Origin of the sequence: uncultured Henriciella sp. (assembly GCF_964005855.1) — a bacterium.
Lineage (GTDB): Bacteria > Pseudomonadota > Alphaproteobacteria > Caulobacterales > Hyphomonadaceae > Henriciella.
In genome coordinates, this window is sequence record NZ_CAXFSW010000009.1 from 1 (window position 1) to 14,073 (window position 14,073).

At 59.7% G+C, this 14,073-nt stretch carries 9 protein-coding genes; 4 read left to right on the forward strand and 5 right to left on the reverse strand.

Features of this window, described 5'->3' with window-relative positions; translation table 11 throughout:
- Positions 1-149 precede the first annotated feature (149 nt).
- The 3 genes from ABNU55_RS10775 to ABNU55_RS10785 are packed head-to-tail and all read left to right on the forward strand — an operon-like array spanning position 150 to position 2,968.
- On the forward strand, positions 150-1,445 hold the full coding sequence (locus ABNU55_RS10775) for an aminotransferase class V-fold PLP-dependent enzyme (protein ID WP_290752714.1): 1,296 nt from the start codon (positions 150-152) through the stop codon (positions 1,443-1,445).
- Positions 1,438-1,983, forward strand: a complete 546-nt coding sequence (locus tag ABNU55_RS10780) for a sigma-70 family RNA polymerase sigma factor (protein ID WP_348764356.1) — start codon at positions 1,438-1,440, stop codon at positions 1,981-1,983. Before ABNU55_RS10775 ends, ABNU55_RS10780 begins: the two co-directional genes overlap by 8 nt.
- Positions 1,976-2,968: a FecR domain-containing protein gene (locus ABNU55_RS10785; protein WP_290752708.1), complete on the forward strand. Its 993-nt coding sequence runs from the start codon at positions 1,976-1,978 to the stop codon at positions 2,966-2,968. Before ABNU55_RS10780 ends, ABNU55_RS10785 begins: the two co-directional genes overlap by 8 nt.
- Before the next feature lie 25 nt (positions 2,969-2,993).
- On the opposite strand, the gene ABNU55_RS10790 is transcribed toward ABNU55_RS10785, so the two are convergent.
- The 5 genes from ABNU55_RS10790 to ABNU55_RS10810 all read right to left on the reverse strand — a co-directional run bounded on the left by ABNU55_RS10790 (position 2,994) and on the right by ABNU55_RS10810 (position 10,584).
- Complete coding sequence (locus ABNU55_RS10790; protein ID WP_290752706.1) at positions 2,994-4,373, reverse strand: MFS transporter; 1,380 nt, start codon at positions 4,371-4,373, stop codon at positions 2,994-2,996.
- Between the two features lie 317 nt (positions 4,374-4,690).
- Complete coding sequence (locus tag ABNU55_RS10795) at positions 4,691-6,055, reverse strand: M24 family metallopeptidase (RefSeq protein WP_290752703.1); 1,365 nt, start codon at positions 6,053-6,055, stop codon at positions 4,691-4,693.
- A 19-nt stretch (positions 6,056-6,074) separates the two neighbouring features.
- On the reverse strand, positions 6,075-7,295 hold the full coding sequence (locus ABNU55_RS10800; protein ID WP_290759748.1) for a Xaa-Pro peptidase family protein: 1,221 nt from the start codon (positions 7,293-7,295) through the stop codon (positions 6,075-6,077).
- A 38-nt stretch (positions 7,296-7,333) separates the two neighbouring features.
- Positions 7,334-8,779 carry a M20/M25/M40 family metallo-hydrolase gene (locus ABNU55_RS10805; protein ID WP_290752697.1) on the reverse strand — a complete coding sequence of 482 codons (1,446 nt, stop codon included), beginning with the start codon at positions 8,777-8,779 and terminating at the stop codon, positions 7,334-7,336.
- An 80-nt stretch (positions 8,780-8,859) separates the two neighbouring features.
- Positions 8,860-10,584 carry an alpha/beta hydrolase-fold protein gene (locus ABNU55_RS10810; protein ID WP_290752695.1) on the reverse strand — a complete coding sequence of 575 codons (1,725 nt, stop codon included), beginning with the start codon at positions 10,582-10,584 and terminating at the stop codon, positions 8,860-8,862.
- Positions 10,585-11,004: 420 nt separating this feature from the next.
- Here ABNU55_RS10810 and ABNU55_RS10815 point away from each other — a divergent pair, with 420 nt between their 5' ends.
- Positions 11,005-13,953, forward strand: coding sequence for a TonB-dependent receptor (locus ABNU55_RS10815; protein ID WP_290752692.1), 2,949 nt, complete (start codon positions 11,005-11,007; stop codon positions 13,951-13,953).
- The last annotated feature ends 120 nt before the right edge of the window (positions 13,954-14,073 follow it).

Here is a 14,073-nt window from a genome sequence, read left to right on the forward strand (position 1 = left end):
GCCTGACCTCTCCTTCCCCCCTCTGACGGGTTGGTCCCAGCTGCTTACGGGGGACGTTTTCGGACGTCCCCCGGCCCTTTTTCACAAAACTGTCGAGTCTCCCGGATTTAAAGCGCTCAAACCGATCCGGTTCTTAGAGGAATGACGCCATGTTCCAGATGTCACGCCGCAATCTGCTCACTGCAACGCTTGCAGCCCCTTTGGCCACCCAGCTCACAGGTTTCGCGGCGGCTCAGTCTGCCGGTGGAAAGAGCTACCCCGCCGGACCCGACGATGAGAGGTTCTGGGCCGCGATTGCTGCAAATTATGATGTCACAGATGACATCACCAATGTGGAAAATGGAAATTGGGGGCTTATGGCGCGACCAGTCCTCGATGCCTACAAGACCCATACCGAGCGCGTGAACAGGGAGAATTCCTATTTCGCCCGCCGTGCCTACTGGCCGATCTATATGGGTGTACTCGAAGAGACAGCGTCGCGGCTTGGTGTTACACCTGAAGAAATCGCCTTCACCCGCGGGGCGACAGAGGCCCTGCAGAATATCATCTCCGGCTACAACAAGCTGAAACAGGGCGATGCAGTCATGATCGCCGATCTCGATTACGGCTCGATCATGAGCACGATGCGCTGGAAGGCCAGGCAGGTGGGTGCTGAGACCGTTGAGATTTCCATCCCGGAGCCGGCGACGCATGACGTCGTAATCGAGACCTATCGCGCCGCCCTAAAGCAGCATCCCAATACACGTCTCTTGCTGCTCACCCATATCAGCCACCGCACGGGCCTGGTCGTGCCGGTGCGCGAAATCGCCGAGATCGCTCACGAGCGGGGTGTCGATGTCGTGGTGGACGCCGCCCATTCATGGGGCCAGATGGATTTCGAGGCGCCGGACCTGGGCGCCGATTTCATCGGCTTCAATCTGCACAAATGGATCGGCGCGCCGATTGGTGTCGGTGCGATGTATATCCGTCCCGATCGTCTCGGTGCTATCGACCCCAACATGTCAGCCGGTCCAGACGAAGCCAGCTCCATTCACGGCCGCGTCCATACAGGGACAAGCAATTTCGCCGCCTATATGAGTGTGCCCGACGCGTTTGCTTTTCAGGACAGGATGGGATGGCCGCAAAAGGCAGCGCGCCTGAGCTATCTGCGAAACCTCTGGGTTGCGCCGTGCCGGGCAGTTGACGGGATTGATATCCTGACGCCCGACGATGAGCGTATGCATGCCGGGATTACCTCTTTCCGCTTTCGGGGGATGATCTCGGAGGAAGATAACAAGGCGATAGCGGCTTATCTGCTCGACCGGCACGGAGTCTTCACCGTGCACCGCAACGGTGTCACTGCGGGCGCCTGCGTGCGTGTCACGCCTAGCTATTACAACTCAGCCGAAGACATGTCCCGGGCGGCAGACGCTATTCTCGATGCCCGGACCCATTTCCTTGGCTGATCGGGTCCGGACAACACCGCTCTTGATGACACTGCACGATCCGGTCGAGCTTCTATATCGCACGCAGTCGGCAAAGCTGGTGGGGTTTGCTCGCTCTAAAGGCGCGAGACCGGAGGAAGCTGAAGAGATTGTCCAGGATGCCTTCGCGCGTCTGGCGCGTTATGGCGCGCGCGAAAAAATACACAATGACATCGCATTTTTGCGCACGATTATCGTCAACCTTATACGGGACAGGTTTCGCTCCCGTGCGGCTTGCCCGCCCCATATAGATTATGACGAGATGGATCATGATCCACCAAGCGGCGCTCCGGGCCCCGAATCTGCCTATGGAACGAAGCAGGATCTGCAACTTGCGCTGGAAGACCTTGATGCCCTTCCGGCCCTGACGAAAGAGGTATTTGTTCGCTATCGACTGAAGGGGGAAACCTATGAGCAGATTGCTCGCGATTGTGGACTGACAGTCGCGGTTATCCGCAGGCGCCTGCGGGATGCCATGATTTTCCTCGTTAAACAGCGTGGCCAGCGTGAAGATGGATAAGAGATCCCCCACACTTGATGAGGTTATCCTCGAAGAAGCTGCCGGCTGGCTGATACGGATCGAGGAGGCGCCGGAAACGCTCACCAGTGCGCCCTTCGAACACTGGTTGTATGCGGACCCGCGTCACGTAAACGCCTTCACCCGGATGGCCAATGAATGGGGCGCGGCTGCAGCTCTCGTGGTCGAAACTCCCACGCAGAAACCGTACGTTCGGTCCCAGTCCCATGCTGGGGGGCTGCGCAGATGGGCCGGGAAGCTGCGCGCGCCCTGGCTGGCTGGCGGCCTGGGTGCACTAGCAGCGGCTGCAGTCGCGCTTGTTTTCCTATATGTTCCAATGTCGGCCCCCGCAGGCGAGGCCATTCTTTACACGACCGATATAGGGGAGATTTCGCGGTTCGACCTCGCCGACGGATCGAGTCTCGTGCTCGATACCAACTCCTCGGCCCGTGTGTCTCTGACCAGAACGGGCCGTGAGGTTTCGCTGGAGAGAGGGCGGGTCTTCGTCGATGTGAAACCAGATGCGGACCGCCCGTTCAGTGTCGGCGAGGGCGAGGTTTCATTCACTGCGCTTGGCACGTCCTACGCTGTGGAGCGTGAAAGCGACAATTGGCGGCTGGAAGTATATGAAGGCACCGTCCGGCTCAAATCACTCAGGGAGTCTGGGGTCTACGGTGCGGGCACAGGTGCCAGCTTCAAGCCTGCCGGCCTGACGAGCTTTGATCTGCCACAAACACTGGAGCCCGGTCAGCCAAACTGGACGAGCGGACGTGTCGTCTTCGATGCCACGATGCTCGCTGACGCGGTACAGGCTTTTGAAAGCTACAGCGACAAACATGTGACGCTGATTGGCGGGGACCTTCAAACCTATGAGGTAAGCGGCGTCTTCAGACTGACCGATATGGAGGCCTTCCTGCAGAGCGTCGTCATCCTGACCGGCGCCCGGCTCAGTGAAACCGGCGATGAGGTGGAGCTTGAAGCGGAGTGAAGAGTTTTACTCTGAGTTCGCGCCGCTACCCGACCTCGGCTTCCCGGATATAGACCTTTCTGGCCATCAGGAGGCAGGCTGCGGACGGTGGCAGCATGCTGATCGATACCAGGGCAAGGGCAGGGCCGAGGGCTGCTTCGCCCGTAAAGAAGGCCTCGGCTAGCCAGGCGACAAGCGGTGGACCAATCCCGAGGCCAATCAAGATTGTGCACATGAACATGATCGCGATGGCCGTCGCCCTGAAATGAGAGGGGACGGTGAACTGGTTGGAAATGACGATCACATTGCTGCAGCCCGACAGGGAAAAGATCATGACTCCCAACGCGGCGACCGAAAGTTCCGCGGTCGGCATGAGGGCGGCGAGACAGGCCGACACGCATCCCAGGGCTGAAGCGGCAAGCGCAGCAATGACCAGCCCGTCCCTGTGCCCCTTGCGGATGAGGAATTCGGACAGCTGCGTGAAGAAGAGCGTGCCCAGCGCGCTCGCCACTACGCCTGTCGCACCATAGGTCAGCCCGGCCGTCTCGACCGACCATCCAAATGTTCTGTGAAGGAATTCAGGGGCCCAGGCACCATAGGCGAAGATGATGACGGTGATGAAGCTCGCGCCGATGAACAGCCCGCCGAAGAGCCGGATGCGGGCGGCGAAAAAGCCGATGGCCGCTTTCATGTCGTCATGACCATCGGACGACTCGCGGCGCCGGGAGGGCTCGTAGGTTGTGCATAAGAAGATCAGGGCCACCAGAATGCCAGGCAAACCGACGATGAAGAAGACCATCTGCCAGGTGTCGAGGCCATTGAGGTCAAAGAAGGAGGCCGCCGGCGGTGTGGAAATGGCTGCGAAGATGCCCGCGCCCGCGATATAGGCGCCATAGGTGCCGATATTACCGGCAGCTGCATAGATCGCGGCGGGCAGGGCACGGCGTTCAGGCGGGAAAAAGTCGCCGATCATCGAATAGGCCGCCGGCGACAGGACGGCTTCCCCGATGGCGAGCCCCATCCGCAATATGACGAGCATCCAGAAGGCCGTGGCCAGCCCGGAGGCGAACGTGCAGGCACTCCAGATCATCACACCCGCGAAGATCAGGTGCTTGCGATTGCCCCGGTCGACGGCGCGGGCAATGGGAAGGCCGAGTAGCCCGTAAAAGACGGCGAAAGCACCTCCGAACAGGAGGCCGAACTCGACATCGCTTATCCCGAAGCCTTCCTTCAGCGGCGTCACGAGAAGGCTGGGGATTATCCGGTCGATATAGGAAATTACATAGAAAGTACAAAGCAGTGCAACGGTCCACCAGGCACATGCCCGAAAGCCGCTCTTGGCCTTGTCATCTTTCGTGCGCACCGCTGAAGCGTCGCTGCTGCGGGCGCCAGTTTTCCTTGAGACGCGCGAAGGTCTGGCGCGCATCGTCAGCGCCCCGCACGAAGCGGCAAGGACCTTGGCAGGGGTCTGGATGCGGGACGAGTGTGGGCCGTGGCGGGCAATTCCCTCAATCGCTGGCGATCGAGGACTTGCTTGGCACGGCGCGAGCGGGTGATCCAAGTAGTTTCATACAGCAAATGACAAATTGTCACTCGCGATCAGGCATAGGGAGCCCAAAACTAACGTAGAAATTACAGGGCCGCACCCTCGGGATAAAAAGGCCGGCCGGATGATCACCTGTTCAGGGTAGGCTCACTTCCGACCGGCAAACTTTATCCAGGAGCTGGATAAATATCAGTACCTCACTCGGCTGGATCGCCGATCAGGTGAAGGCGTGTCTGGCGTCCGTCGATATAGGTCACCTTCTCCCCGTCAAAGAACGCGTCTTCCTCGGTGCGGAACGTGATTTCCTGCCCATCCCATTCAGGCACAGCCTTCTTGGCATAGAGTTCGATTGAGAAAGCTGTGTTCGGCCGCAGGCGGTATTCGCCCTTGTCGGTCGGGCCCTGGTTGTCCCAGAAGCCGATGGATGGGCCTGCACCATGCCCGTGGAAGCCAATCGGGTGGCTGTAGATGCTCGGCTCCAGACCAGCTTCGATGGCCTTTTCGCGTGCGATTGCTAGGATCTCATTGCCCGAGCGGCCCGTCTTGAAGGATGAGGTCAGGGCGTCCTGAACGCCATTGCTGGCACGCAGACCGGCTTTCAGGCCTTCAGGCGCATCCGTTTCGCCGTCCTTCAGGACATAAGCGAGATGCTGGGTGTCGGTGTTGAGGCCCATATAGACGATCCCGAAATCGATCCAGAGAAGGTCGCCCTTCTCAATGACCGCATCGCCCATGAGTTCTTCTTCCTCGCCTTCGCGGAAGATGTGAACCGAATTGTGGAACCAGGCATCAAGGCCGAGGTCGGAGATTTTCTGACGCGTCCACCAGACAACATCATCGGTCGTGGTTTCGCCCGGTGTGATAACCTTGGTCGAGAAGGCTTCGCCGATGATGCTGTGCGCGACGCGCACGATGTCATCATAATAGTCCATCTCGGCCGGAATCCGTGTCTCCAGCCAGCCAATGGCAAGATCGAAACCTGACACGATCCGGTCGCGGTATTCAGGGTCGAGCGCCTCGGTCAGGTCGCTGTACTGGCTGGCGGTCAGCCCGTCGGCGAAGGCGGAGACCGGAGAGATATTGAGAGCGATTTTCTGAGGGTCACGCTCGGCAACGATGTCTGCAAGGCGCGCCCACTGATCGTGACCGTCCTCTTCCGGCGTCCAGGCGGATTTGAAAAAGTCGCCAAGATCATAGCGGCTGACCGTGAGTCGCTCGACCGGCTCGCCATTGCCCGGATCACTGAAGACCAGGATGGTGCGGCGGCGGGCCCGCAGGCTCGTCGCATTGAGCATGGTCGCCACGACCGGGTCTTCCAGATATTCCCGCGCGACGAGGACCCACATGTCGATCTCGTTTTCACGCATCAGCTCTGGCACGATCGTGTCGAGACGCTCGGCCAGCCAGGCATCCTCCACTTCGGCGCGCTCGCGCAGCGTCAGGATTTCCGGCGTTTCTGGTGACAGGCTGGCTTCGCCCTGTGCAGGCTCGGCGTCCTGGGCCAGGGCAGGGCTGGCTGCGAGGATCGCAGCGGCTGAAAGGCCATAGATAAATTTGCGCATGAAGCACTCCTGGGATTGTTTAGCCAAATGGGGCATCGAGAGAGTTCGGAGGTTGGGTGAAATAGACCGGTCCGTCTTCGGAGATGTAGAAGCAGTCCTCGATCCGCACGCCGAAAGAGCCGGGAATATAAATGCCGGGCTCATTGGAGAAGCACATCCCCGGTTTGAGGATGGTCGTCTCGCCGTGGACCAGGTTCACCGGTTCATGAATGTCGAGGCCGATGCCATGTCCGGTACGATGGGACAGGCCCGGTAAATCGTAACCCGGCCCGTACCCCATGCTTTCATAGAGCGCGCGGACGGCATCATCGACGGTGCCAGCCATGGTGCCAGGCTGGGCCGCCTCCATGGCTGCTTCCTGGCCGAGCCGGACCTGACGGTAGACCTCTTTCTGGCGCTTGGTGGGCGTCCCGAAGACGGCCGTGCGGGATATGTCGGCATAGTAGCCGTCCACGGTACAGCCGCAGTCCATCAGGATAACCGACCCATCCGAGACGGTTTCGCGAAACTTCGACCCATGTGGCAGGGCAGAACCTTCATTGATCTGGACTCCGCCAGACGGGGAATTACCGCCGAAGCCTGCAATCGCGGCGGCCATCAATGCAAAAACGTCATCGCCGTCCATGCCCGCCTCGATCTTGCCGTCGAGGCTGCGATAGGCGGCATCGACAATGTCGGCAGCTTCCTGAAGCAGGGCCAGTTCCGAAGCGGTCTTGATCATCCGGCAGGCTGTGACGATGGGCTCAGCGGAGACCAGCTCAAGGGAAGGGTTCTCTTTCCGCAATCCGTTGACGGCGAAGAACCGGACGGTGTCCTCGATGGCAACCGGACGGTCATTTAGGCCCTGTTCCTCGACCCAGTCCGCCACCAGCTTGTGCGGGTTCTGATGCTCGTTCCAGATACGGACCTCGCCGGCCACGACGAGCATTTCCTCAATGGACGGCTCTTCGAACTCTGGCGTGACGATGCAAACCTCACCTTCGGCCGGAATGAGCGCTGCCGTGAGACGTTCGCTGCGCCACCAGTTGATGCCGGTGAAATAGAAGAGCGATGAGCCCGCCTCGACAATTGTGGCGCCAATCCCCTGCTGGCGCATGAGCTCCTGCACCTTGGAGAGGCGCGCCTGGCGCTCCTCCGGCGTGATCGGCTTTGCCCGCCGGATCTGCGGGCCGGCGCCCTGCGCCCCCGCCGCGTTCGCGATGAGCGGGGCAGACAAGGTCGTGGCGGCCGCTGTCCTCATGAACCCGCGACGGCTCACCCCGCTTGCGAGACCCCGGCTCATTGGTCGTCCTCACCGGCGAGGTCCTTCAGAAGGACATCCCAGAAGGTGAGCTGCTCATAATAGCTCTCGAGGGGCAGACGCTCATCAATGCCGTGCGCGCGGAAATCATCGGGGCGCACCAGAGTGATCGCGCCGGCGCCATAGGTCGGGATACCGGCTGCCCGGTATTCCTTTCCATCCGTACCGCCAGAAGACATGGAAGGCTTTACAGGCGCGTCCGGATAGATCGCGTGGACGGCGCCCCGTATCGAGGCAAAAAGCTCTTCATTGATGGGCGATACCGGGCTTTCCAGCGGCTCACCGACAAGCTCGACCGAAATCTCCGGATTGTCGACGGCTTCGGTCAGCGCATCCTGCACGCTCTGAACCGACGTGCCTGGCAGGATCCGGCAATTGACGGTGAGCTCAGCCTTCTGTGGCAACGCATTCTCTGCCGAACCGGCCGAGAGCATGGTGGGTACACAGGTGGTGTACAGGAAGTGCGTGCCGGCATCGTTTGCTTCGACGATGGCGCGCGCATCTTCGTCCTGAGGATTCTCGAGCAGTGTCCTCATGGCCGAAGCGAAGTCGCCGCCTTCTGCGTCGGCAAGATCTTCGGCCATCTGCCGGGTGATGTCATTGAACCCTACCGGGAAGCTCAGCGAGCGGATGCCTTCGATGGCGTCGGCAATGTCGAAAAGGGCGTTGTCGGCGCTCGGGGCCGAGCTGTGGCCGCCCTCATTTGTCGCCGTCACATGGAAGGTCGCATAGGTCTTTTCGGCTGACTGGATCGAATAGGACGGGTTCAGTCCTTCGCTGTCCACCGAGCCGACACCCGCGTCGGAATTGAGCGCAAATTCAGCCTCCTTCACCCAGGGATGCTGGGTCAGCATACGGGTGGTCTGCATCCCCGTTTCCTCATCGGCCGAGAAGGCGATGATCAGGTCGCGGTCGGGCGTATATCCGTCTTCCTTCAGGCGGATAAAGGTGCTGGTCAGCAGCGCCACGCCCGCCTTGTTGTCCACAGAGCCGCGGGCATAGAGGTATCCGTCTTTCTCGATGGGCTGGTAGGGATCGCTGGCCCATGTCTCGGTGGAGGCGTCGACGACGTCCATATGCGCGATAAGCGCGATTGGAGCCTCGGTGCTGCCTTCCTCGCCGGGATAGCGAACGACGAGACTGGCGACCTCTTCGCCTTCAATCGTCATGGTGGGAATATCGATCTGGTCTTCGGTAAAGCCTGCGGCCCGCAGCCGGTCGGCAAGCAATTCGGCCTGCGCCCTGGTCTGCCCATAGCCTTTGGCTGTGCGGATCTTGAGGATGTCTTCCAGAAGCTCGCGGGCGGCCTGGCGGTCGGCCTGATCCACATCTGCTGCCGGCGAGGCATTGCCCGGCGTTGCAAGGGAGAGGCCGATGGCGACGGCAGAGGTACAGGCTGCGCGTATGAGGGGTGTGCGAGGCATGATGCGATCCTTCCGGTCTTGGCTTCGTAGAAGTTGAACGGCCCCGGGCAGCTGGAGGACTACCCGGGGCCGAACGATGTTTAGTACCGCCAGCTGGTGAGGTCTGCACCCTCGGGCGCAGCGGCCTCAATCCGCTCTAGGATCTTGGGTACGTACATCGTGTTGTAGCGCAGGCGCGAGATCGCATTAGGCAGGTCCGGATCACCATTCCAGCAATGCTCATCGCGGTCCCCATAGGTGACTTCGCCCTGATACGGCGGGTCGGTCTGCTCAAGGAAATCTTCCATGAGATAGACGGCATTGTTCAGGTAGAAATTGTCCATGTCGCCTGCATAGATATGGATCTTGCCCTGAAGCTTGGGACCAAGCTCGTCCCAGTCACGCTCGAGGATGTGGCGAAGATCGTAATTTTCGCGCCAGTACTCGGCGACCGTGTGGTCGATCTCACCGGTCAGCTTGTTCCAGATGCGCTGCGGATAGCCATCTTCGCCATTGGGTGAGAAGACCGCTTCCCAGATGTCCCACTGCGCGCCGGACCGGGTCTTGTCGCCAAGCACCAGCTCCCAGCGGTTTTCCATTTCAACCGTATAGGGGACCTGGCCGAGATAATTGCGCTTGCCGGGCTTCTCGACGCGGGTGAACGGGCCTTCGTAATAATAGGCGTTTTCTTCTTCATAGATGTCCGTCAGCATGAATTGGCGAAAATCGATGGGGTCAGGGCAGGCGGCGAACGCGCCATTATATTCGTCGGGATATTTGACCTGCACGGCCAGCGCTTCCCAGCCACCGGTCGAGCCGCCATAGACGAAACGCGACCAGCCCTCACCGAGACCGCGGAACTCTTTCTCCAGCGCCGGGACGAATTCATAGGTGATCGCGTCACCATAGGGCCCGATATTGGCGGAGTTCACCGCATAGCTGTCGTCATAATACGGATTGGAATGGTCGATCTCGACGATCAGCATTCGTGGAAAGTCATCTGACGTCCACTGCTTGTAGAAGTCATAGGCTTCCTGCTGCTCAATGCGGTTGTAGCAAGGCTCGTCGAAGCGTTCGCTATATTCGCATTCCAGATCCGGATCGGGCGGGGTGGTCCTGAAGCCGCCGAAATTGGCCGGGAAGTGGCCGTGGAAGATCGCCAGCGGGTATTCAGCTTCCGGGTGCTCGTCAAAGCCTTCGGGAACGAGGACGTGGCCGCGAATATAGACGTCGGTGCCCCAGAACTCCGACAGCATGTCGCTGCGGACCTTGATGTGCCGGATGTATTTGGTGTCCTCGGGCTCTTCAATCTCGGGCAGGACCGTGTCGAGGGTGACGTCGATCTGCTGGTCTCCCTGCGGGTCGAAGCTGACCTTTTTCGGTGCGCTGATCACATTGCCCGGCTCAAGGCGCCAGTTCTGGCCCGCGCCGCGTGCGGCGGGCAGCTTTACGGTCTTGCCGTTTGAAAGGTCAAAGGTGTCGTATTTGTGCAGGACGGCCTGAACATAATACTCGCCAGCCGGCACTTGCTTCATGTCCCGTGCCGGGAAACCAAGGACGCCGGGGGCAATCTCGACGCTGCTTCCCGGTTCCATCCCGTCGACATTCACGCCGAATATCTGAGGTGCGTCATAGGACTGCTTCACCTGGAAGCGGGGTTCCGAGTCGCCGTCCGGCGTGATGATCAGGATGACCCGGCCATCATGGGCTTCCTGCACGGCCTGACCGGATAACTCGATATTGAAGGTATCTGCGAATGCGGTGCCTGAAAGCGCCCCCAAGATTGCGCCTGCGCTGACCGCGCCTGCCAGTTTCCTGTAGATCAATTGCCTCTCCTCTTTCGGCTTGCGACGACTCCGAAGAAGCAATTAATGCCCCTTCCATCCCTGCGGACTGTACAAAAGCCTAGCGCACGCATGTCAATAAAAAAATGCGATATCCGAAAATTAGTTCGAGAAAGTTCGCAGTCCGATTAAAACTTGTGCGCCGCACAAGATTGCATCAGTTTTGAACGATATGGCGTCACATTAAGGCCACTAGGCCCATAAAATTTGCGATTTGACACTTTTTTGACCCTCCCGCTGTTGACTTTGGCTCGAGCGGTGATGTGAAAAAGCTCCATCTTCATAGTTCGATATACGAAGAAAATGCGGATAACGCACAAACTCATGAGCCAGAAGGGGGTTTTCATGTCTAAATCGAGTGTTTGCGCAAGTGAACGGAGCGCGAGAGGCGCGCGGTCACTGTTGAGGGGGGCGTCCAGAGCGCCGCTTATTGCGCTGCTGGCGGCGGTGCCGCTTGCGGCGGCCGCTCAGGATGCTGAACGCATTGAGCCAGCAGACGAGGAAAGCCGCGTCGAGCAGACCATCGTTGTGACCGGTTCGCGCATCAGCAATGCCAACCTGACCTCGCCGAGCCCCGTAACGACGGTGGGCGCGGACCAGATCCAGACGCGTGGCACGGTCCGCGTCGAGGACATGCTGAACACGCTGCCCCAGATCAACCCGTCAGAGGGTGCCGGACGCGCAAACGAAGCGGCCGGTACGGCGAATGTTGACCTCCGTGGTCTCGGCGCGGAACGCACGCTCGTTCTCGTCGATGGACGCCGCCTTCCATACGGCTCGCCAGTTTCCGCACCTGCCGACCTCAACCAGATTCCTTCCATGCTCGTGGAGCGTGTCGAGGTGCTGACCGGCGGTGCTTCGGCTGTTTACGGTGCTGACGCTGTCGCCGGTGTGGTCAACTTCATCATGAAGGATGACTATGAAGGCCTGATGATGGACGTGCAGGTCGGCGGCTATCAGACCGCCAACAGCAGCGACCTTCTTGAGCGCACCCTGCGCGAGTTCGACCAGCCTGTGCCGGATTCCACCTGGGACGGCGAATCGGTCGACGTGAATCTGATCTTTGGTCTGAATGGCGACAATGGCCGGGGCAACCTTACCGGTTACTTCAACTACAAGAAGCAGAATGAAGTGCTGCAGGGCGACCGCATCAGCAGTGCTTGTGCGCTTGGCTTCAGCAATGGTGACTTCACCTGTTCCGGGTCCGGTACGACTTTCCCGGGCCAGTTCACCAGTTTTGGTGGCGGCGCCGTGCCGTTTTCCTTCACCCTTGATGAAGATGGCGGTATCCGCGACTACAATCCGGCCACGGACACCTATAACTATGCGCCGCTGAACCACTTCATCCGGCCGAACGAACGTTATTCCTTCGGTGCGATGGGGCACTATCAGATTCATGAGAAGGTCGAAGCCTATGGCTCGCTTTCCTTCATGAATGACATAACCACTGCGCAGATTGCTCCGGCTGGTAACTTCTTCCAGACGACGACGATCAACTGTGACAACCCGCTCCTGTCGCCAGAGCAGGTTCAGGTGATCTGTCTCAACAATGGCTATAGCCCGACGGCTCCGGACCTCGAAGACCGAGATGCGCCGCTCCAGATCGGGCGCCGCAACGTTGAGGGCGGTGGACGCCAGAACGAGACCGAGCACACCTCCTTCCGGGTGCTGGGCGGTTTCCGCGGTGATCTGAACAATGTCTGGTCCTACGACGTGTACGGCCAGTATTCTCAGGTTCAGTATAGCGACAAGGCCGAGAACTTCTTCAATCTCGACCTGGTGGCGAACGCGCTTGAGGTCCGTATCGATCCAGAAACCGGAGAGCCGGCCTGTCAGGTCGCAATCGACGGGACGGATCCGAACTGTGTGCCTTATGACGTCTTCTCGCTCGACGGTGTGACGCAAGGCGCGCTTGATTACATTCAGGCGCCGGGCTTCCGCGAAGGTGAAGTTACCCAGGAAATCTTCAGCGCTGTCATGACCGGTGACCTCACCGACTATGGCATGGTGATGCCGTGGGCGGAGACCGGTGTGCAGACGGTGTTCGGTGCAGAGTACCGTGACGAATACCTCACCCAGAGCAATGATGCCCTGACCCGTAACGGCAAGCTTGGCACGGCACGTGCCGATGTTGCGGGCGGTGTCGCTGTGTATGAGTTCTTCACCGAGGTGCAGGTGCCGCTCGTTGAGAACCGTCCAGGCATTGATGAGCTGCTTGTCACCGGCGCGTACCGTTTCTCGGACTATTACGACACGACCGGCGACCAGAGCACCTATGCAGCCGGCCTCGCCTATGCGCCGGTGCCGGATTACCGGTTCCGCGCCCAGTATCAGCGCGCAACCCGGTCGCCGAACCCGCTGGAACTCTACGCCCCGCAATCGCCGTTCGAGTTCACGCTCCCGACGGGCGCGAATGGTCTCTATGACCCGTGTGCGGGCGCCAATCCGGCCGCAACGCTCGAGCAGTGTGCGCGCACAGGTGTCACAGCTGCCCAGTATGGCAGAATTCCTGACAACCCGGCAGGCCAGTTCCGCAATATCAGCGGCGGTAACCCTGACCTGGAAGTCGAGACCTCCGATACGTTCACGGTCGGTGTCGTTGCCACGCCAGCCTTCGTCCCAGGCCTGACTGTGTCTGTCGACTATTTCGACATCACGGTTGAGGACTTCATCGGCAGCGTTCCGGAAGAACAGTCGATCAACCAGTGTCTGACCACCGGTGACGAGTTCTTCTGTGGCCTGATCAATCGCGGCTCCAATGGGGAACTTTGGGCCAGCGAGGACGCCTTCGTCATCGCCACCAACCTCAATACCGGCTCGCTGGAAACCTCCGGTGTCGACGTTGCAGCAAGCTACGGCTTCGAAATCGGCCAGTATGGCTCGATCGATGTCAGCTATCTGGCAACCTTCCTCAGCAAGCTCGACAAGGAGCCGCTTCCGGGTCTCGATGTGATTGAGTGCGCAGGCTACTTCGCCTCGACCAACGCATCGTGCGGTACGTCCAAGCCGGAATACCGTCACAACCTGCCGGTGACCTGGAACATGCCATGGGGCGATGCATCGCTCACCGCCACCTGGCGTCATATCGGGTCTGTCGACCTGGTCGGCGCAACGCAGAGCAACATCAACACCACGCTTGAAGAGCGCAACTATCTCGACCTCTTCCTGCGTGCCTCTCTGCGGGAAAATATCGGCTTCCGCTTCGGTGTGAACAACGTGTTCGACAAGAACCCGCCTGTCAGCACCAATGTCGGCTCTGCCGGTGGCTCATTCGGCAACGGGAATACCTTCCCACAGGCCTATGATGCTCTTGGCCGCTTCGTCTTCGCTGGTGTGAATGTCGAATTCTAGACCAGTGCAGGATTAACCTTGCCAGATTGGGGGCGCAGCACTTGCGCCCCCTAACTCTGGGTGCAAGTAAATTGAACCCAGATAGGAAGCTGGCTTAAAAAGTGCTGAATTTATTGTAGA

Bases quoted from the DNA above. Each gene is read 5' to 3' on its own strand.
- ABNU55_RS10805 (WP_290752697.1), bottom strand. From the start codon at position 8,779: ATGCCTCGCACACCCCTCATACGCGCAGCCTGTACCTCTGCCGTCGCC.
- ABNU55_RS10775 (WP_290752714.1), top strand. From the start codon at position 150: ATGTTCCAGATGTCACGCCGCAATCTGCTCACTGCAACGCTTGCAGCC.
- ABNU55_RS10800 (WP_290759748.1), bottom strand. From the start codon at position 7,295: ATGAGGACAGCGGCCGCCACGACCTTGTCTGCCCCGCTCATCGCGAAC.
- ABNU55_RS10790 (WP_290752706.1), bottom strand. From the start codon at position 4,373: ATGCGCGCCAGACCTTCGCGCGTCTCAAGGAAAACTGGCGCCCGCAGC.
- ABNU55_RS10795 (WP_290752703.1), bottom strand. From the start codon at position 6,055: ATGCGCAAATTTATCTATGGCCTTTCAGCCGCTGCGATCCTCGCAGCC.
- ABNU55_RS10785 (WP_290752708.1), top strand. From the start codon at position 1,976: ATGGATAAGAGATCCCCCACACTTGATGAGGTTATCCTCGAAGAAGCT.